The 19,831-nt window shown below is 72.4% G+C and carries 14 protein-coding genes; 5 read left to right on the top strand and 9 right to left on the bottom strand.

The window, feature by feature from the left end:
* Positions 1–162 precede the first annotated feature (162 nt).
* From ACERMF_RS03530 to ACERMF_RS03520, 3 genes are all read left to right on the top strand, one after another.
* Entirely contained in the window at positions 163–969 is an 807-nt protein-coding gene (locus ACERMF_RS03530) for an HAD family hydrolase (protein ID WP_373667641.1), read from the top strand.
* Complete coding sequence (locus ACERMF_RS03525; protein ID WP_373667640.1) at positions 960–2,192, top strand: Fic family protein; 1,233 nt, start codon at positions 960–962, stop codon at positions 2,190–2,192. Before ACERMF_RS03530 ends, ACERMF_RS03525 begins: the two co-directional genes overlap by 10 nt.
* 67 nt (positions 2,193–2,259) lie before the next feature.
* The gene (locus ACERMF_RS03520) at positions 2,260–3,513 is read left to right on the top strand and encodes an alpha/beta fold hydrolase (protein WP_373667639.1); all 1,254 of its coding nucleotides are present in this window, start codon (positions 2,260–2,262) and stop codon (positions 3,511–3,513) included.
* A 60-nt stretch (positions 3,514–3,573) separates the two neighbouring features.
* On the opposite strand, the gene ACERMF_RS03515 is transcribed toward ACERMF_RS03520, so the two are convergent.
* The 5 genes from ACERMF_RS03515 to ACERMF_RS03495 form a co-directional block, all read right to left on the bottom strand.
* Positions 3,574–4,533, bottom strand: coding sequence for an alpha/beta fold hydrolase (locus tag ACERMF_RS03515; protein ID WP_373667638.1), 960 nt, complete (start codon positions 4,531–4,533; stop codon positions 3,574–3,576).
* Between the two features lie 18 nt (positions 4,534–4,551).
* Positions 4,552–6,621 carry a thioredoxin domain-containing protein gene (locus tag ACERMF_RS03510; protein WP_373667637.1) on the bottom strand — a complete coding sequence of 690 codons (2,070 nt, stop codon included), beginning with the start codon at positions 6,619–6,621 and terminating at the stop codon, positions 4,552–4,554.
* Positions 6,622–6,712: 91 nt separating this feature from the next.
* On the bottom strand, positions 6,713–8,008 hold the full coding sequence (locus ACERMF_RS03505; RefSeq protein ID WP_373667636.1) for an MFS transporter: 1,296 nt from the start codon (positions 8,006–8,008) through the stop codon (positions 6,713–6,715).
* Positions 8,008–9,564, bottom strand: a complete 1,557-nt coding sequence (locus ACERMF_RS03500) for a peptide chain release factor 3 (RefSeq protein ID WP_373667635.1) — start codon at positions 9,562–9,564, stop codon at positions 8,008–8,010. Before ACERMF_RS03500 ends, ACERMF_RS03505 begins: the two co-directional genes overlap by 1 nt.
* 619 nt (positions 9,565–10,183) lie before the next feature.
* A complete protein-coding gene (locus ACERMF_RS03495) occupies positions 10,184–12,175 on the bottom strand; it encodes an S-layer homology domain-containing protein (protein ID WP_373667634.1) in 1,992 nt (663 codons plus the stop codon).
* Between the two features lie 286 nt (positions 12,176–12,461).
* Here ACERMF_RS03495 and ACERMF_RS03490 point away from each other — a divergent pair, with 286 nt between their 5' ends.
* Complete coding sequence (locus ACERMF_RS03490; RefSeq protein ID WP_373667633.1) at positions 12,462–12,881, top strand: CBS domain-containing protein; 420 nt, start codon at positions 12,462–12,464, stop codon at positions 12,879–12,881.
* Between the two features lie 147 nt (positions 12,882–13,028).
* Here the strand turns inward: ACERMF_RS03490 and ACERMF_RS03485 are convergent, their stop codons facing one another.
* The 4 genes from ACERMF_RS03485 to ACERMF_RS03470 form a co-directional block, all read right to left on the bottom strand.
* Positions 13,029–14,507, bottom strand: coding sequence for a methyl-accepting chemotaxis protein (locus ACERMF_RS03485; protein ID WP_373667632.1), 1,479 nt, complete (start codon positions 14,505–14,507; stop codon positions 13,029–13,031).
* A gap of 76 nt (positions 14,508–14,583) precedes the next feature.
* On the bottom strand, positions 14,584–15,735 hold the full coding sequence (locus tag ACERMF_RS03480) for a hypothetical protein (protein ID WP_373667631.1): 1,152 nt from the start codon (positions 15,733–15,735) through the stop codon (positions 14,584–14,586).
* Between the two features lie 49 nt (positions 15,736–15,784).
* A complete protein-coding gene (locus ACERMF_RS03475) occupies positions 15,785–17,623 on the bottom strand; it encodes a diguanylate cyclase (RefSeq protein WP_373667630.1) in 1,839 nt (612 codons plus the stop codon).
* A gap of 121 nt (positions 17,624–17,744) precedes the next feature.
* The gene (locus ACERMF_RS03470; protein ID WP_373667629.1) at positions 17,745–18,227 is read right to left on the bottom strand and encodes a GNAT family N-acetyltransferase; all 483 of its coding nucleotides are present in this window, start codon (positions 18,225–18,227) and stop codon (positions 17,745–17,747) included.
* 106 nt (positions 18,228–18,333) lie between these two features.
* On the opposite strand from ACERMF_RS03470, the gene ACERMF_RS03465 reads away from it, so the two are divergent.
* A complete protein-coding gene (locus ACERMF_RS03465; RefSeq protein ID WP_373667628.1) occupies positions 18,334–19,803 on the top strand; it encodes a glutamate--cysteine ligase in 1,470 nt (489 codons plus the stop codon).
* The last annotated feature ends 28 nt before the right edge of the window (positions 19,804–19,831 follow it).

Below are 19,831 nucleotides of genomic sequence, written 5' to 3'. Positions count from 1 at the left end.
CGTACGGTGCCCGCGAGGTCCCCAGTTCCGGACCGGCGTGACGCTCCACGGGGAAGGGAGCGTCGCGACGGCACCGGGCTGGGGACTTCGCCGTGTCAGCGGCCGGGACCGCGGTACTACCCTGTGCCGGGACCCGTCCCCCGCCCCACCGCAGGAGCGACCGTGGCCGAAGCTGCCGCCGCATTCTTCGATCTCGACCGGACCCTGATCGGCGGTTCGTCCGCCTTCCACTTCGGCATCGCCGCCTGGCGCAACAAGCTGATCCCCACCGGCGACCTGCTCAGCGACGCGCTCAACGCCGCGACCTACAAGCTGTTCGGCGCCACCGACGAGCGCTCCGAGGCCGTCCGCGACCGGATCCTGCACGCCGTCGAGGGCGCGGCACAGGCGGAACTGATCGCGCTCAACGAGCAGTTCATCCCCCGCATCCTCGAACAGGTCCGCCCCGAGTCTCGCGGCCTCATCGACATGCACCACGAGGCCGGACGCGACTGCTACATCCTGTCCGCCTCCCCCGTCGAACTCGTCGCCCCGCTCGCCGAGGCGCTGGGCATGGAGGGTGGTCTCGGCACCGTCTCCGAGGTCGTCGACGGCCACTACACCGGGCGGCTCGACGGCCCGTTCCTGTACGGCCAGGGCAAGGCCGAAGCGATCGAGAAGCTGGCCGCCGAGCGCGGCTACGACCTGCGCCTGTGTTACAGCTACAGCGACTCGGCCTCCGACCTGCCGATGATGGAGATGGTCGGCCACCCGGTCGCGGTCAACCCCGACCGGCCGCTCGAATCGGTCGCGCACCAGCGCGGCTGGCCGATCGTGATCTTCTCGCGCAAGACCAAGCAGGTCGTGAAGGTGACGACCGCGGCGGGTGGTTCGGCCGCCGCGGCGACGCTGACCTATCTGCTCGGCCGCCGGCACGGCCGCATCAGCACCGAGGCGGCGACGGCGAGGCTGCTGCGCCCGTGGCGCTGAGCGGCGTGATCGCCGGCCACACGGTCGGCCCCTACCTCGACACCCTGCAGGCCGAAGCCGACGACCTCGCCAGTGCCCTGACCGACGCCACCGACGCCGACGCCGACGGCGCGTCCGCAGCCGGCGCGTCGGCCGCCGCGGAGGCGCGGCGTCGGGAGGCGATGCTGGCGTCGCTGCGGCTGGACGGCTCCCCGATCGAGGCGTGGCCCGACGACGACCTGATGACGGTCGCCACGCTGGCCACCGACCTCGCCGACGCCGAGTTCGCCGACGCCGACGGGGGCGCCGACCTCGACTCCGCCGCCCCGGGCACCGCCACCGCCCCTGCTCCTGCCGACGCCGGCGCCGGCGCCGATCCCGCCGTGCGCGGGAGCTGGTTCGACGCGATGCGGCTCTTCGACGTGCCAGACGAGGTGTTGCTGGCCCGCGAGCTGCTGGGGGTCCGCAGCGCGATGGCGGCCGACGACCTCGCCGCCGAGCTGGTGACCGACCCCGCGGCGGCGCTCGCCCACCTGCACCGGCGCCTGACCTACGGCCTCGTCGCCCCCGAACGGGCCGCCCGGCTGCGCACCAGCGAGCAGGCGGTCCACGACGCCAGCGTCGGACGCATCCTGTACTTCACCGTCGAGCCGGCCCAGCTGGCCGAGGGGTTCGCGGCGCTGGTCGACTGGCTCCGGGGACCGGCGGGCGAGCTGCCACCGCTGCTCGCCGCGGGCATCCTCCACCTCGAACTGCTGCGCCTGCACCCGTTCGACGCGGCCAACGGCCGGCTCGCCCGGGTCGCCTCGCGGTTGTGGTTGCGCCGGAACGGCCTCGATCCGTCCGGGCTGGCCGCCGCCGAGGTGGCGCTGGCTGCCGACGCGCTCGGCTACCACGAGGAGGTCGCGCGGACGCTGCGCCGGCGCGACGCCACGATCTGGCTCGAGCGGTGGGCCGAGGCGGTGGTGGACGGGCTCGCCGGCTCCGCCCGCGCGCTCGGGATCGCGGGCGCGTCCCTCGATCGAGCGGGCGGTCGACCGGGCATCGGGGCGGACCCGCTCGACGGGCTCGGCGCGGAGTTCACCCTCGCGGAGGCGCGCGACCGGCTGGGTGCCGACGACCTCGTGTCCACCCGCACCGCCGTCGAACGACTGTGCCAGGCCGGCGTCGTGACCCGTGTCCCCGGCAGCCGCGGCCTGCGATTCCTTCGTGCAATCGACTGCGACCTCGGATCTGTGGACTGAAGGACTGGCCGAACCACCGTCGTTCGGCCTGCAACGACCCGTAGGCTGTCGCGGCAGGAGGACAGCCATGACGGTCGCGAAGCGCCCCGAGGACACGCCGCTCGTCCTGCGGGCGTCCACGACCGACGACGTGCGCGGCGCATTCCTGCACCTCGCGGAGCGGTTCTCGCCCGAGGAGGCGCGCGGCCTCGACGCCCGGTGGGTCATCGAACTCACCGACCACGCTGCCGCAGCGACCACCTTCCACGTCGCCGGCGGCCGCATCCTGGTCTCCCCCGGTGCCGCCGACGGGCCGGACGCTCGCCTGCGCACGGATGCCGCGACCTGGCTCGACCTCGTCTCGGGTCGCCGCGACGGCGTCGCCGCGTTCCTCGCCGGTCAGATCGAGATCGAAGGCGACCTCAACCTCGCCGCCCGCTTCGAGACGATGTTCGCGCCCGGGCCCGAAGCGACCCGCCTGCTGCGCACGGTCGAGACCCCGGTCCGCGGCGTCCGCCTGGAGTCGCTGGTCGCCGGCCACGGCCCGCCGGTGCTGCTGCTGCACGGCCTCGGGGCCAACAAGGTGTCGTTCCTGCCGCTGCTCGACGGCCTCGCCGACCGGCACGAGGTCCATGCGCTCGACCTGCCCGGGTTCGGCAAGTCGGACAAGCCGCTGCCGACCGGCCGTCGCTACACGATGGCGTGGATGGCCGACATGGTGCACGGCTACCTGGTCCGCAACCGGATCCGCGACGTCCACGTCGTCGGCAACTCGATGGGCGGCCGCATCGCCGTCGAACTGGCCCTCCGCCACCCCGAGTCGGTGCGCAGCGTGATCGGCCTCGGCGCCGCCGTGGCGTTCGACGAATACCAGCGTTTCGGACCGTTGCTGCGGTTCACGCGCCCGCACTGGTTCGGTGCCGCACCCGTCCCGGTCCGACGTCCCTGGGTCGAGGCCGGCATCCGCGAGCTGTTCTGCGACCCGTCCCGCGTGCCCGCGGCCAACTTCCGTGCCGCCGCGGACGACACGATGCGCTACCTCCGCGACCCCGGCTACCGCCTCGCGCTGCTGGCCTGCGCCCGCCACCTCGGCGCCGAGCGTTCCGGCGGCCGTCGCTGCTTCTGGACCCGGCTCGCCACGATGGACACGCCCAGTTTCTGGGTGTTCGGGGCCCGCGACCGCCTCGTCCGACACCGCTACGCCGCCCGCGTGGCCGACAGCCTGCCCGCCGCGACCGTGGACGTGTGGGACGACGTCGGCCACGTGCCGCAGTTCGAACTGCCCGAGCGGGCGACGGCGGCCGTGCGCGACTGGATCGAGCGGATCGACGCCCCGCGCTGACGCGGGCGACCCCGCCCGCCACGACCCCGCCCGCCGCGACCGTGGTGACACCCGGGCGGTTCAGTCGGTGCTGAGGAAGCCGGCCACGGCGGCGAGGTAGTCGTCGGGCGCCTCCGCCATGGGCACGTGGCCGACGGCCGGCAGCGAGGTCAGTTCCCAGTCCGGCCGGCGGTCGGCGAGGTGGTCGATCACGGCGCGGCCGACGAGCCGGTCGGCCTCGCCCCACACCACCAGGGTCGGCACGACGATGTCGTCGATCGCCTTGACCAGGCCGCGCCCGCGCAGCAGGGCCGACAGCAGGGACTCGGCCGCCCCGACCAGGCCCGGCAGCCGCCACGGGGCCTCGCGTCCCGCCGCGAGGTTCTCCAGCCCGACGGCCTGCAGTTCGGGCGAGAGCCGCTCCGCGTCGCCGTGGAGGAACCGCGCCGTCTGGGCCCACTCGCGTTCCGGGCTGACCCGCGACTGCATGGCCCGCACGGCGATCCGGCCGACGCCGGGCACGAGGAACGGCAGGAACCGCATCGCGGTCAGCGGGTGGATCTCGTGCATGCGGCGCCGTGACGCCGGCAGTGCCGGTGCCGCCAGCACCAGCCGCTCGACCCGTTCGGGGGCACGGTCGGTCAGCAGCACCGCCAGCATGCCGCCCATCGAGTTGCCGTGGACGACGGCACGGTCCCAGCCGAGCCGGCGCAGCAGTGCCTCGAGGAAGGTGACGTTGGCGGGGATCCGGCTGGCCCGGGGGTTGGGCGGCTCGGTGTTGCCGAAGCCGGGCAGGTCGGGAGCGACCACGGGGCCGTGCTTCGCCAGCCCCGCGATCACCTCGATCCAGTTGGTCGCCGAGCCGCCGAGGCCGTGGACGAGCAGGTGCGGCGTACCGCCACCGCCGGACCCATCACCCCCGTCGGGGCCGTCGGCCCGCAGCACGTGCACGTCGGTGTCGCCGACCCGGATCACCTCGCTGCGCACGCCGGCCCAGCGCTCGCTGCGCCGGCCCCAGTCGTGCAGCACCTCGGTGGTCATGTCGTCGGCCCTTCGTGGTCAGGCGCGCAGCAGCGCGGCGAGTTCGTCGGGGGTCGTGACCGGACGCTCGCAGGCGAGGTCGCGGCAGACGTAGGCGGCGGGGGCACCGTCCACGGGCCCGCGTCCGGTCAGCAGCGGCACCTCGTCGCCGTGCCTTGGATCGGCGACGACGACCACCAGGCCGGGGTCGGCGCTGGCGTTCACCGTGCGGGCGAGAGCGTCGCGCTGCGGCCCGGGCTCGCCCACGATGGCGACCTCACGGGGCCCGCCGACCAACGCCTCCGCCTGACGCAGCAGCCAGCCGTAGCCGGTCGGCATGCGACGGGCGCCGTCCTGGAACAGGCGCAGGCCCTCCTCGGCCCGTTCACGCCAGTGCAGGTCGCCGGTCAGCCCGGCCAGCAGCCGGCACACCTCGACCATCACCGAGGTCCCGGCCGGCGTCGCGTTGTCCCAGCTGTCCTTCGGGCGCGTGAACAACGACTCGGCGTCGTGTGCGGTCTGGAACCAGCCGCTCTCGGCGTCGTCGTGGAAACGCTCCTCGGCGTCGCGGGCCAGGGCGAGCGCCCGGGCGAACCAGACCTGCTCGCCGGTGGCCTGGAACAGCTCCAGGTCGGCGAGTGCGAGCCCGGCGACGTCCTCGAGGAACGCGGGGGCGCCCACGCTTCCGTCCTTCCACGAGTGGAACAGCTGCCCGCCGGGGTCGTCCGGGCCGTGGACGGGCGGCACGACGAGGTGGTCGTGCAGGAACGTCGCGGCGGCGGCCGCGGCCGCGATCCAGCCCGGTTCGTCCAACTGCCGCCCCGCCCGGGCGAGGCCCCGGACGGCGTAGGCGTTCCAGCTGGTCAGGACCTTGTCGTCGACGCCGGGTGGCACGCGTCCGGCGCGGCGCTCGAGCAGTGCCAGGCGGACGCGTTCCCAGGTGTCGGCGAACTCCTCGGGATCGATGCCGCGTTGCGAGGCGAACTGCTCCCGCGGCACCGGTTCGTGCAGGACGTTGGTGCCCTCCCAGTTGCCGCCCTCGGTGACGCCGAGGTAGTCGGTCCACACCTGCGGGTCGGCGTCGACCCCGCGCACCACCTCGACCACCTCGTCGTAGGACCAGACGAAGTAGCGTCCCTCGACGCCCTCGGAATCGGCGTCGGTGGCGGAGACGAACGCGCCACCCTCGGTGCGCAGCTCGGCGAGCAGGTAGCCGGCGGTGGAGTGGGCGACCCGGGCGAGGTCCTCGCTGCCCGTGACGGCCGCCGCCGTGGCATAGGCCGCCAGCAGCAACGCGTTGTCGTAGAGCATCTTCTCGAAGTGGGGCACCAGCCAGCGGGCGTCGGTCGAATAGCGCGCGAACCCGCCGGCCAGCTGGTCGTGGATCCCGCCGCGGGCCATGGCGTCCAGGGCCTGGACGCTGGCGGCGAGCGCATCGGGGTCACCGGTCCGTGCGTGCCGTGCGAGCAGCCACTCGATCGTCATCGCCTGCGGGAACTTGGGCGCCCGACCGAAGCCGCCGAGCTGCCGGTCCCAGGCGTTGTCGAGCACCACGCGGGCCGCATCGTCAACCACCGTCGGATCGAACGCGTCCGCGAGCGACGTGTCCCGGTGCCGGTCCAGGGTCGTGGCGATGGAGGTGGCGGACTCGAGGACCTCGCTACGGCGCTCGTCCCAGGCCTCGCCGATGGCCTCGACCACCTGGGGGAACGATGGCATGCCGTGGGTCGGACGTTTCGGCCAGTAGGTGCCGGCATAGAAGGGGCGCCCCTCGGGCGTGAGGAACACGCTCATCGGCCAGCCGCCGTGACCGGTCATCGCCGTGACCGCGGACATGTAGACCGCGTCGACGTCGGGACGTTCCTCGCGGTCGACCTTGACGTTGACGAACCGCTCGTTGAGCACCGCGGCGATGTCGTCGTCCTCGAAGCTCTCGTGCGCCATCACGTGGCACCAGTGGCAGCTGGAGTAGCCGACGCTGAGGAAGATCGGGACGTTGCGTTCCGCCGCAGCGGCGAAGGCCTCGTCCCCCCACGCGTACCAGTCCACCGGGTTGTCGGCGTGCTGCCGCAGATAGGGCGAGGTCTCCTGCGCGAGCCGATTGGCCACGAACGACTCCGGTCGTCGATGGGCAATCGAGCGTACGAGGGTCGTCCCCGTCGCGATCGCGTCAGCCCCGCCCGACGACCGGGCCCGTGCTCTACGTCAGCGGATCACGCGGTCCTGGCTGCGTTGGGCGGTTCGCGGCGGCCGGGTGCCGCGGTGCCGGGGCGAACAGGCCGAAGACCGCGATGCCGAGCGGGATGACCAACAGCACCAGCAGCACCTGCACGTACGAGCCGGTGAGGTCTCGGCCCAGCGAGAGCGCCAGCGGGCCGAACGCGGTCGAGGCGACGCTGATGGCGCTGACGACGCCACGGATGGAGCCCAGGTGCGGGATGCCGAACAGCTTGGGGAAGGAGGCGGCCTCCAGGGCCCGCGCCGACGACCCGGCCGCGCCGATCAGCATCCCGTACGCCATCGCCGACCACCCCGGCGAGACGAACGGCACGGCCACCATCGCACCGGCCATGGCCAGCATGGAGACCAGCAGCACCCAGCGGGCCGCGAACCGGTCGACCATGCTGCCGATCAGCAGCGTCGCCGTCAGCGAGGCCACGGTCTGGGGCAGGAAGTTGGCGGCCGCCTGGACCGGCGTGAGCCCCTGCTCGCCGAGCAGGTCGATCTGGTGGAAGGCCAGACCGGTGCCGATCATGCCCGTCGTCGCGACCGCGCCGCAGACGGCCCAGAACATGGGGGTCCGAAGCGCCTGCGACCGGGTGAAGGCCGGGCCCGTGGTCGGGCGCCCCTGGGGGTTCTCGGTATGCAGCGGCGTGCCGTCGACCTGCTGGCCCACGTCCGCGGGACGGTCGATCAACCCGCCGAGCGCGATCGGCAGCACGATCAGCCACACGGCGACCGCGAGCACCAGCCACGCGGTCCGCCAGCCGGTGAGCTCGATGATGAATGCGGACGTAATCGGGATCAGCGACAGCAGCGCGCCGCCGAGGGCCGTGGACAGGCCGATGGCGAACCCCCGCCGGCGCTCGAACCAGGGGGCGACCGCCGTGGTCGACACCAGGCTGAGCCCACCCTGGCCGAACATGCGGATGCCGGCGAAGCCGAGCGTGAGGGTGATGATCCCGGTGACGCCCGACATCGCGGCGAGCATGAGGCCGAACAACCCGCCGACCACCGTCATCGCCACACGGGTCCCGCGGTCGTCGATGAGCCGGCCCACGCGGGGCATGGCGGTCGCGCCGGCCAGCGTCCCGACCAGGTACGCCAGCGACACCTCGGATCGCGTGAGGTCGAGACCGGCCATGAGGTGGTCGACGAAGACGCTCACGCCGGGGGTCTGCCCGGGTGCGGTCATCGCCAGGCCGATCGCCGCGAGCACGACGATGCGCCACCCCGAGAACCGCGTCCCCGGACGCGGTGGTATAGGTGCCAACATCAGCTGAACACGACCTGGTCCAGGCGCAGCTCGGGGTGGTCGACCGCGACCCGCTCGGCGACCCAGCGGCTGCGGAACAGCGCCATGGGAACCCCGTCGGACCGGTAGTAGACCGACACGTCGCGCAGGGTCCGCAGCTTGGACACCGAGGCCTCGTCGGTGGCGCGTGCGGCGTCGTAGGACGCCGGGCTCAGGCGTACGGGTGCACCGAACTCGTGCTCGAGCCGCCAGGTCGCCACGTCGAACTGCAGCTGCCCGACCGCCGCGAGCAGCGGCTCCTGGTCGCCGAGATCGGGGTGCCGCAGCACCTGGACGACGCCCTCCTGGTCGAGCTGTTCGAGACCGCGGCGGAACTGCTTCACCTTGCTGCGGTCGCCGGGGCTGCAGACCGCGAACTGCTCGGGGGTGAACGTCGGCGGCGGCGGGAACTCGACCTTCTTGCCGTCGTAGAGGGTGTCACCGATGCGCAGGTCGGTGGCGTTGACCAGGCCGATGACGTCACCTGGGTAGGCCACGTCCACGGTCTCGCGCTCGCGGCCGAACACCTGGTGGGCGTACTTGGCAACCACCCGCTTGCCGTTGCGTGCGCACGTCAGTGCGGTGCCGCGCTCGAACGTGCCCGAGCAGACCCGGACGAACGCCAGCCGGTCACGGTGACGCGGATCGAGGTTGGCCTGGACCTTGAACACGAACCCGGAGAACGCGTCGTCGATCGCGCGCTCGCCCCCGTCGCGGGTGGCACGCGGACCCGGAGGCGGCGCCAGCCCGGCGATCGCGTCCAGCAGCAGGCGCACGCCGAAGTTGGCCAGCGCCGAGCCGAAGAACACCGGCGTCGACTCCCCTGCGAGGAACCGGTCGACGTCGACGTCCTTGCCGAGCTCGTCGAGCAGAGCCAGCTCCTCGCCGGCGACACCGGTTTCGTCGAGTTCGTCGCGCCACGCCTCCGCGGACTCCTGGCCGGCGCGGGTGCCGTGCGCCGAGTCGCCGAAGCGGTGGAAGCGGTGGTCGCGCCGGTCGACGACCCCGGCGAACCGGCCGTTGGGCAGGACCGGCCAGGTGACCGGATGCGCGTCCAGCTCGAGCTTTGCCTCGATGTCGTCGAGGATCTCGAGCGCGTCCGGAGCCGGGCGGTCCATCTTGTTGACGAAGGTGATGATCGGGGTGCCTCGGCGCCGGCAGACCGCGTACAGCTTCTCGGTCTGCGGCTCGACCCCGTTGACGGCGTCGATGACCATCACGGCGGCGTCGACCCCGGACAGCACCCGGTAGGTGTCTTCGGAGAAGTCGCGGTGACCCGGGGTGTCGAGGAGGTTGAAGACGTTGCCACCGTGCTCGAACCGCATGACCGCCGAACTCACCGAGATGCCACGCTTCTGCTCCAGCTCGAGCCAGTCGGACGCGGTCGAGCGCTCGACCTTGCGGCTCTTGACGGCGCCCGCCTCCTGGATGGCGCCGCTGTAGAGCAGGAACTTCTCCGTCAGCGTGGTCTTGCCGGCGTCGGGGTGCGAGATGATGGCGAACGTGCGCCGTCGCGCCGCTTCCCGTTGCGGATCCATGGGTGTCTTTCCAGCCGTGCGTGGGGGGTCGCGTCGTCGTGGGGCCGCCCCGGGCTCACCACCGAGTCGGGCGCGGTGGGGCCGCGGGAGGACCAACGAGGTCCGCGGCCGCCCACGCGACATCGCACCCTGCTGACCTGCGGTGCGGGCGGTGGTGGGTCCGTACCGCGACCCGAGCCACTCCCGCGATCGGTGCAGCTCCGCGGACCCCGAAGGTATCCCCCTCCAGCGGGGGGCCGCATCCGCGCCCACTTTCGTGCCCGGAGCCCAAAGTGGGACGGGGCAGGACAGGGCGGGGCCGAAACCGCGCCCACTTTCGTGCCCGGAGCCCAAAGTGGGACGGGGCAGGACAGCGCGGGGCCGAAACCGCGTCCACTTTCGTGCCCGGAGCCGAACGTGGGACGGCGCAGGACGACGCCGGGCCACACCCCCACCCACTTTCGTGCCCGGAGCCGAAAGTGGGGCAATGGCCGGGACCGGGCCATCGGATCGGTGCGTGCTGGCCGGGCCGGACCGGGCGGTCGTGAGGGTCGACCGTTGCCGACGCACGTGCTGGCCGCCTGACGGGGAGGACGGCTCAGCCCGTCCTCCCCGTCGTGGTCTTTTCCTGCGCCGGCGTTCAGACGCTCGCGGGCAGACTGCAGTGGGCGCCGAGCTGCGCCGGGTCGACGACGCGGGCGTCAAAGCTGGCCGTGGTCGCCGTCGCGTTCTGCGGCACGGTGTCGTCGGCGCTCTTGACGCGGACCCCGATGCCGTGGACGTCGTTGACCAGCCGACCTTCGGCGTTGGTCACCGGCGCCTGCGTGAGCACGCCCAGGCGTCGGCCCGTGGCAACCTCGACGATCGCGACGCCGGGCTGCTGGCCGCTGGCCGAGTGGATCGCTCCCGACCTCGGCGTCGGGCCGCGTTGGGTCACGTAGAGCAGCGAACCGTCGGGGCTGAAGTCGAGGATGTCGGGCGTGTCCGCGATGGCGGGCAACCGACCGGTGACCTCGAGCGTCTCGGCGTCGATGATCAACGCGTTGTCCGAGTTGCGGTTGACCTGCCAGTAGCTCGACCCGTCCGGCGTGACCCGCACGCCGTGTGCGTCGGAACCCTCGCTGTCGCGCGTCGCCAGCAGCTCGTAGGTCTCGGGATCGATGACGTACCACTCGCCGTTGGTGTCGGCGCCCGGCTCGACCCGGCCGCTCCAGTTGACGATCACGCGGTCCTCGGTCACCGAGACGCCGCAGTTCGCCTTGACGACGGCCGGGTCGAACGCGGCCTCCTCGACCAGCGTCCCCGAGGCGAGGTCGAGCACGACCAGCCCACCCTGGTTCCACCCCGGCCCGAGCGTGATCCACGCCTCGGTCGAGTCGGCGTCGTACTGGTGGCAAACCGGGCTGTACGACGGGTACTCCCACCCGTTGGCCGCCTCCAGCGGCGCGAGCAGGTCCTGGAGCTGGAGCTCGCGTCCGATGGCGAACTGCGGGTCGGCGGCATCGAGGTCCAGCGGGATCTCGACCATCTTGCGCTGCTGTGCCGGGATCGGGTCGGCGTCGGGATCGGTCGGGTTCGCCCGCGTGGAGTGCCGGCCGGCGGTACCGATCACGGCGACCCAGGCGGCGCGGTCGTCGGGGGTCACGGCGGCCATGTGGCTGCCCGGACCGGTCGCGAGCACCGCGACGACCTGCTTGCTGCGGGCGTCAATCACGAGGGTGACCCCACCGGCGGTCGCGGCCACGAACGCGTAGCGCTGCTGGGAGTCGAACTCGATCATGTGGGGCACGGTCACCGCACCCGTGGGAGCGTCGGCGAATCCGAGGTCACGCAGCGTCTGGGGCCGCACGTCGATGGTGACCAGTTCCTCGAACCCGTCGTCACCGTCGTAGACGTGGATCCGGTCGGTGCCCTGGTCGAGCACCCACACCTCCCCGCCGGCGGTCTGGAAGTCGCCGCCCCGCCGCAGTTCGCTCACCAGGCGGGCGGCCACGCTGGCCGCCTGTTCCCGCCGCGTGCTCGCGGCCGGGCCGAAGGTGCCGTCGGTGCGGCCCTGCAGCAGCCCCTGCTCGGCGGCGGCCTCGACGTTGGCCGTGTGCGCCTCGGACGTGACGTCGGAGAAGACGCCACGGGCCGCCGCGCGCACGTCCAGACCACGGGCGTAGGACAGCGCACGCACCATCAGGCTCGCGAACTGCTCCCGCGAGACGTCGGCCGAACCGCCGAACGTGCCGTCGGCGCGGCCCTGGACCACACCGGCAGCCTGGAGCCGGCGGACGTTGTCGCGGTGGGCGGCCGGGACGTCGGCGAAGTCGGTGCCCGACGCCGCCGGTGGCAGCGTCACCCCCGCCGTGTCGAGCGCTCGCGCCACCAGCGTCGCCGCCTGTGCCCGCGTCACCGGCCGCTGCGGCGCGAACCGGTCCTCGGTCACGCCGGCCACCAGCTCGAGCGCGTAGGCGCAGTCGATGCCCGCGGCGTGGGTGCTGGCGGGCGAGACGTCGAGGAAGGGTGCGCGGGGCGTGTCGGGAGGGCACGGCGCATCGCTGGCCGCGGGCTGGGCGCCGACCGGGACGACACCGGTCGACAACGTCAGGGCACCAACCAGTGCCATCGTGATCCATCCGCGCCGCATGGCCCGACTCCTGCTCGTCTCGGCACCCCGCGCTCACGGGATGCGGCGGGCACGACCTCGCCGCGACCCGTCGAAGAAGCTACGGAGCCGGGGCCGGCGTTCCCCGGTCAGGCTGTGCAAACGGTGGGAACCGGCTTCGGGACGAGGCGTGCCGGACGGTGTCCAGCCTCCCGCCACACAGCCATGACCGATCGTGGCCAGGACGGTCGACGCGGACCGTCCTGCCGCGCCCACCATTGCGGTCGCGGGGAGACGCCCTGCCGATGCACCACGAAGGAGCAACCGCATGGCTACCAAGATCCGTGACCTGATGACCACCGATCCCATCGTCTGCGACACCTCGACCACGGCCGCCGAGGCAGCGAGGCGCATGCGCGACAGCGACGTGGGTGACGTCCTCGTCGAGGAGGACGGCACGTTGCGCGGCATCGTGACCGACCGCGACATCGCCCTGCGGGTCGTCGCCGACGGCACCGACGGCGACGAGATCACCATCGGCGAGATCTGCTCCGGCGACCTCGTGACCGTGTCCCCCGACGACGACCTCGGCGACGCCGTCAACGTCCTGCGGGAGCACCACGTGCGCCGCGTCCCGGTCGTCGAGGACGGCAACGCGATCGGCGTCCTCTCCATCGGTGACCTGGCCGTGACGCTGGATCCCGACTCGGCACTGGCCGACATCAGCGCGGCGCCCGAGAACAACTGACCCCATGTCACCGCTGCGCGTCCGTGTCGCGCCAGATCGTCAACCGTGCGGCGCAGCCGCGACATGGATGCGGAGCCGCGACATGGATGCGGAGCCGCGACATCGACGCGCAGCCGCGACAGGGTGCCGGTACGGCGGCGGTCGGGTTCAGGCGGGGGTGAGCTCCGCTGGCCGCTCCGTCGGTGGCGTCACCGACGTCGCCGGCGGGCTGGCCTGACCGCCGTCGACCAGGCGCTGCAGGTCACGTGCCAGGGCAGCGAGCTGGTCCGCGGCCGCGAGCGTCGCGGCCGCCGCCTGACCCGAACCACGGGAGGCATCGGCCACGCCGGCCACGTTGTCCGCGATCTGGGCACTGCCACTGGCCGCGTCGGCGACGTTGCGGGCGATCTCGTGGGTCGCCGCGGTCTGCTGCTCGACGGCCGCGGCGATGGTCGCCTGCAACTGGGCGACGCGCCCGATCACCTCGTTGATGCGGTCGATGGACTCGACGGCGCCCACGGCCTCGGCCTGGATCGCCTCGATGCGGCGGGTGATCTCCTCGGTCGCCTGGGCGGTCTGCGACGCCAGGTTCTTCACCTCGCCGGCGACGACCGCGAAGCCCTTGCCCGCCTCCCCGGCGCGCGCGGCCTCGATGGTGGCGTTCAACGCGAGCATGTTGGTCTGGTTGGCGATGGCGGCGATGACCTCGACCACCTCGCCGATGCTGGCACTGGCGTGTCCGAGCTGGACCACGGTCGCGTTCGTCTCCTCGACCACGGCGACCGCCTCCTCGGCGACCTGTGACGCGTGGCTGGCGCTGACAGCGATCTCACTCGTGCTGGCGTTCATCTCCTCGACCGCGGTCGCGACGGTCGCGACGTTGGCGGAGACCTTCTCGCCCGCCGTCGCCACGACTACGGCCTGGTCGGCGACGGCGTTGACGGAGCCGGCGAGGTCGGCGCTCACCCGGCCGAGCCCGACCGCCTGACCGTCGAGCATGCCGGCGGCCGCCCGCAGCCGGCGGGAGATCGAACCCGCGACCATCCAGGCGAAGGCCGCAGCGGCGAGGGCGACCACACCGATGATGCCGAGCGTCGTGGCACGACTCGCGGCCGATGCCTCGCGACCGGCGAGGCCGGCCGCGTCGGCGGCGCTCTGCTGCTGCGACGCGAAGTCGGCGCTCATGCCGGCGGCGCGGGCGGTCAGCGGCTCGATGTCGTCCTCGAAGACCGCACGGGCGGCCGACAGCTCGCCGGCGCGCAGCCGCATCGTGAGCATCTCGACGTGGGCGTCGAGCTGGTCGGTGATGGTGACGAACTCGGCGACGACGCCACCGGTGTCGTCACCGAAGTTCTCGAGCAACCCGCGGGTCGCGCCCTGCAGTTCCGCCTGGCGAGCGAGCAGGTCGTTGCGCTTGGTGGGCGAGTCGGCCAGCAGCAGCTTGGTGATCAGGCCCTCGCGCTCGAGCAGCGCGGCGCGCAGTTCGTTGGCCACGAGCACGTTGGCGCCGGCCTCGTCGCGGGCCTGGGCCGTCTCGGTGGCGATGCGCTCCGAGACCACGACCCGCCAGCCGGCGACGGCCAGGAAGACGAGGATGGTGACCCCGAAGGCGCCGAGGAACCGGGCGCGAACCGACCAATTGTGCACGGGGGCTCCTCCATGAGCGTCCGGGGCGAGAACTTCAACAGGCCCCTCGGCCGCGCACGCGTGCCCTCAAGCACTTTCACACCGTTCTTGCGCCCGCGTCCGCCTCCCGGCCGGCGTCCTCTGCCGCATCCTCGTCCGGTTCCCCGTCGGTCCCCGCCTCCCGGTCGGCGTCCTCCCCACTGGCGTCTGCCTGCTGACCGGCAGCCATCCGCTCCTGGACGCGTTCGGTCTCCTCGGCGGGATCCGGCAGGCCGGCGGCGTACGCGTAGGCGTCGCGTTCGAGCCGGTAGAGGTTGCGCCGCACGTTGTTCCACTCCTCCTTGTCCAGCTCGAGGGCGGCAAGGTCCTCGCCGAGCTGACGCACCTCGTCGAGGTCGGGATCCTCGCCGTCCTCGAGCTGCCGGCGCACCTCGCGCATGCGGTCTTCGAGATGCTGCGAGGCGTCGTCCCAGGTGAAGTACACGACCCGCTCGTCGAGTTCCTCGGCGATCACGGCCAGAACGCGGCACGCCGGCTTCTGCTTGCCGATCACCGACAGGTCGGTGGCGTGGACGGTCACCTCGAACCAGCCGCCGTCGGCGTCGTGACCGCGGATGGCCTTCATCCGGTCGGCGACGTCACGACAGAAGATGTGCCCGAGCACGAACCCGAGCACCCGGAACATCAGCTTGATCGAGCGTTCCGGATCGGTCACCTCGACGTCGAGGCCGCGCCGCCGGAGCCCGTCGACGATGTGCTCGAGCGCGGCGTCGTAGGTCCCCTCGGGGATCATCACCATCATGCGCTGGACCGTGAAGCGCTTGAGGATGTAGCTGGTCTTGACGAACGGCACCACGAGGATGACGCCGCAGACGGCCAGACCGACGACCGGCGTGTACCAGAAGCCGTGCAGCAGGTGCTGTGGCAGTGAGCGTGACCGGCTGCCCTGGTTGTTGTGCATGCGGTTGACCGCGACGCCGACGCACAGAGGAATCACGATCGCGATGGCGAGCGCGATCATGCGCACCACCGACTCGTCGTCAGGGGCGAACGGGATGATCATCTCCCCGATGGCGGGGAACGGGATGGCGGCGACCACCGGCACCCACGTGATCGAGAGCAGCCCGACGGCGGCCATCTTGTCGTCGTCGCGGGACGGCATCCGGCCGAAGAAGGCCATGGTGGCCAGTCCGAACACCTTGCTGAAGGTCTTCGCCACGCCGTACACGATGAACCGCACGAACGGCACGGCCGACCCTTCCCGTCGTCGTCGCCGACCGTAACCGGCGCATGCGGGCTCAGGGGGCGGTGGCACCGACCATGGGGACGGTCGCGTCGGCGTCGGTGGCCGTGCCGATGCGGCCCACCTCGACACGGTTGCGGCCACCCCGTTTGGCGGCGTACAGGGCGCGGTCGGCCGTCCCGACCAGCGCCTCGGCCGCGCACCCCTCGAGGGGGACGGCGGCGACACCGAACGACGCGGTGACCTTGGCGAAGCCCTGGCTGCCGGCGAAGACGCGCTCGAGGCCGACGCGCAGACGCTCGGCGAGCAGGGCGGCGTCCTCCTCGCCCCCCTCGCGGACCAGCACCGCGAACTCCTCGCCGCCGTAGCGGTAGACGGTGTCGCTGCCGCGGACCATCTCGACCAGCGACTCGGCGACCATGCGCAGGACCTCGTCGCCGTGCAGGTGGCCGTAGTTGTCGTTGAGCTGCTTGAAGTGGTCGATGTCGAGCATCACGAACGCGAGCGGCCGGCCGTAGCGCTTCGAGCGTTCGAGCTCGACCTGCAGGTCGGCGTCCAGCCGACGCCGGTTGAGCAGCTGCGTCAGCGCGTCGACCTGGGCCAGCTCCTGCGACTGGTGGTGCAGCCGTGCGGCTTCGAGGGCGGCGCCGCCGTGGATCGCCAGCGTCTCGAGCGGCTCGATCAGCTCCTCGATGTCGTCGCTGGCCGCGTCGGTGAGTTCGAGCACGCCGACGACGCGGCCGCCGACCACGAGCGGGAAGGCCCAGCCGGGGTGGTCGCCGCTGACCAGTGCGGGACGCGCGTCGCGGGCGGCCAGGCCGACACCGCCGTCGCCGATGGTGATGGGCGCCAGTTGGGGCGCCGCGCCGCGGTGGCGCGACGAGTCGTGCAGGGCGATGAGCGCCGAGCCGTCGCTGAGCCACACCACGACCCGGTTGACGCCCGCGATCCGGTTGGCCGCTTCGGCCAGGGTCTCGGCGACGTAGCGCACGTTGAGGCTGCCGGCGATCTCGCGGGCGACGTCGAGGATGGACCGCAGGATCATGGCGGAGCGTTCGGTTCGGTCCTGGGCCAGCAACAGTGCGGCGCGATCCTGGTGCAGGCGCATGCTGGCGTTCTCGAGGCCCTGTCCGAGGGCGCGCAGCTCCGAAGGCCCGTCGATCCCGCTGACGCCCGGCGCGTGTCCGGCGGCGAGCCGCTCCATGCCGTCGAGCAGTTCGTCGATCGGGCCGGCGACGGCGGCCGCGAGCCGGCGACTCGATCGGCGGGCCAGCAACGCGACCAGTCCGGCGAGGGCCAGGGCCGCGGCGAAGCCGGTCACCAGGGCACGGCGTTCCAGTTCGAGGGCGGCGTCACGCTCGCCGACGGCGACATCGATGGCGCGCAGGTGCACGTCCCGGTAGCGCAGGAACAGCGCGGCCCCGTCGTCCAGCAGTCGTTGACGCACGGCCTCGTCGGAGGGCGGGCTGGGCAGGGCGCGCACCCGTGCGACCCACTGATCGATCCACGCCTGCTGTGCCAGCCGCAGGTCCAGGATGGCGCGGTCGATGCTGGGCTCGCGGCCGAGCAGGTCGGCCAGCTCGTTCGACGTCGCCTCGACGGTGGCATGTCCCTGCTCGGCGAGCAGGAGGTAGTCGGCGTCACCCGTGGCCAGCCAGCCCGAGTAGCCCGACTCCTGGGCGACCATGCCGTCGTGCGCCACACGCATGCTGCGCGTGACCTCGGTGTCGTGCCGCAGGTCGGGGTGCAGTTCGAACAGCAGCACGCCGGCGAGCACGCTCATCGCGACGATCACGGCGACCACCCCCGCCATCACGAGGTGGAAGGTGACGCGGAGGTCGCCGACCAGCCCGCGGTCCTGGCGGGCGCGCCGGGGGGTGCGGGTGAGAGACATCGAAAAGCCGTCGGTCGAGCTGCCGTGGACGAGGCCCCTCACCTCGTGGATCCGATCGGCCCCCGGCCCGTCGGCTCAAGCAGATCCGGGGCCGCTGGCCCCCGGGCGGCCGCCGATCCCGTCAGCGCAAGGGCTTGGCGAGCAGGCTCACGCGGTGGTCGCCGACCTGCTGCTGACCCACCTCGACGAACCCGCGCGCGGCGTGAAAACGCAGGGACGCGTCGTTGGGCGGTTGCACGTTGACCTCGCAGGTCACCTCGGCGCGCCCCGACGCGCGGGCGTGGCGCTCGACCTGGTCGTAGAGGGCGGACGCCAGGCCACGACGACGCGCACGAGCCGCGACGGCGACGCGGTCGACGTAGAGGTGGTCGGTGCCCCGCTGCTCGAAGAAGCGGTAGTTGGGGCTGCCGTAGTCCGTGCCGGGCGCCAGGGCGAGCAGCATGCCGGCGATCCCATCCTCATCGCTGGCGACCAGAGCGAGGTCGCAGCGCGCGACGAGCGCGACCAGTCCGTCCGAGGTCAGCGGGCCGACGTTTGGCACCTCGGACTGGTTGAGCGCCAGGACGTCCCCGAGGTCGCCGTCGACGAGCGGGCGCAACTCCATGGCGGGACCTCGTCGCGATGGCGGTCGAATGCCGGGTGACGCTAGCGCCGCCCCCGCGGTCGTCCCCACCTACGCTCCGGCGAGATCAACGGCGCGGGAGACCGTCATGGGTCGCGACATCGACGAGGTGCGGTTCACGCGCGAGGACCGTCAGCGCTACCGCGAGAAGGTGAAGCGTGACGTCGAGGTGTTGCGCCGCATGCTCGAGGTCGGCGCCTTCGAGACCGAACGCAAGCTCATGGGCGTCGAGGTGGAGTTCTACGTCGTCGACACCGACGGCACCCCGATGATGATCAACGCCGAACTGCTCGAGCGGCTCGAGTCCGAGGACTTCCAGACCGAGCTCGCGCAGTTCAACATCGAGTTCAACCTCGCGCCGCACAAGCTGGTCGGCACCGTGTTCCGCGAGATCGAGGAGGAGCTCGAGACCTCGTTCCTGCACGCCCACCGGCGGGCCCAGGAGCTCGACGCCCACGTCGTGATGATCGGCATCATGCCCACGCTGACCGACCTGGACATCACGATCCAGAACCTGTCGGCGAGCCCGCGCTACCACCTGCTCAACGAACAGGTGCTCGCGGCCCGTGGCGAGGACCTGCAGGTCGAGATCGAGGGCCCCGAGAAGCTGATGACGCGGGTCAGCTCCATCACGATGGAGGCTGCGGCCACCTCGGTCCAGCTGCACCTGCAGGTGTCGCCGGAAGGGTTTCCGACGGCCTGGAACGCCGCCCAGGCTGCCGCGGCCGCCCAGGTCGCGGTCGGCGCCAACTCCCCGTTCCTGCTCGGGAAGGAACTGTGGCGCGAGACCCGGATCGCGCTGTTCGAGCAGTCGATCGACACCCGCACCGAGGAGCTGGCCGCCCAGGGGGTGCGCCCGCGGGTGTGGTTCGGGGAGAAGTGGATCGGGTCGCTGCTGGAGTTGTTCGACGAGAACGTGCGCTACTTCCCGTCCCTGCTGCCCCTGCTCGACGACGAGGAGCCCGAGGCGGTGCTCGAGGCCGGCGGGATCCCGCACCTGCCCGAGCTGGTGCTGCACAACGGCACCGTGTACCGCTGGAACCGCCCGGTCTACGCCGTCGCGCGCGGCAAGCCGCACCTGCGGGTCGAGAACCGGGTGCTGCCGGCCGGTCCGTCGGTGGTCGACACCGTCGCCAACGCCGCGTTCTACTACGGCCTGGTCCGCGCCCTGGCCGAACTCGACCCGCCGATCGAGCGTCAGCTGTCCTTCGCGGCCGCCTGCGACAACTTCTTCGCCGCCGCCAAGCACGGCATCGAGTCCGAGCTGTTCTGGCCCGGCGTCGGCACCGTGCCCGCCAGCGAGCTGGTGCTGCGCACGCTGCTGCCGCTCGCCCACCAGGGTCTGGACCGCTGGCAGGTCGACCGGCGCGACCGCGACCACTACCTCGGCATCATCGAACAGCGCTGCCTGCGCCGGGTGACCGGGGCGGGCTGGCAGGTGCGCACCGTCCGACGGCTGCTCGACGAGGGGCTGAGCCGGCCGGACGCGATCATCGAGATGACGCGGCGCTACATGGCCGGCATGCGCAGCAACGAGCCGGTGCACACCTGGCAGTGACCCCGCGCCCCGTGCGGGCGTCGGCGCG

The sequence above is a fragment of the Egicoccus sp. AB-alg6-2 genome (genome assembly GCF_041821025.1).
Classification (GTDB): domain Bacteria; phylum Actinomycetota; class Nitriliruptoria; order Nitriliruptorales; family Nitriliruptoraceae; genus Egicoccus.
This window is presented reverse-complemented; position numbering and strand designations above follow the sequence as displayed.

Excerpts from the sequence above, each read along its gene's own strand:
- ACERMF_RS03505 (WP_373667636.1), bottom strand. The coding sequence starts at position 8,008 with ATGTTGGCACCTATACCACCGCGTCCGGGGACGCGGTTCTCGGGGTGG.
- ACERMF_RS03515 (WP_373667638.1), bottom strand. The coding sequence starts at position 4,533 with ATGACCACCGAGGTGCTGCACGACTGGGGCCGGCGCAGCGAGCGCTGG.
- ACERMF_RS03490 (WP_373667633.1), top strand. The coding sequence starts at position 12,462 with ATGGCTACCAAGATCCGTGACCTGATGACCACCGATCCCATCGTCTGC.
- ACERMF_RS03475 (WP_373667630.1), bottom strand. The coding sequence starts at position 17,623 with ATGTCTCTCACCCGCACCCCCCGGCGCGCCCGCCAGGACCGCGGGCTG.
- ACERMF_RS03465 (WP_373667628.1), top strand. The coding sequence starts at position 18,334 with ATGGGTCGCGACATCGACGAGGTGCGGTTCACGCGCGAGGACCGTCAG.
- ACERMF_RS03520 (WP_373667639.1), top strand. The coding sequence starts at position 2,260 with ATGACGGTCGCGAAGCGCCCCGAGGACACGCCGCTCGTCCTGCGGGCG.
- ACERMF_RS03495 (WP_373667634.1), bottom strand. The coding sequence starts at position 12,175 with ATGCGGCGCGGATGGATCACGATGGCACTGGTTGGTGCCCTGACGTTG.
- ACERMF_RS03500 (WP_373667635.1), bottom strand. The coding sequence starts at position 9,564 with ATGGATCCGCAACGGGAAGCGGCGCGACGGCGCACGTTCGCCATCATC.
- ACERMF_RS03470 (WP_373667629.1), bottom strand. The coding sequence starts at position 18,227 with ATGGAGTTGCGCCCGCTCGTCGACGGCGACCTCGGGGACGTCCTGGCG.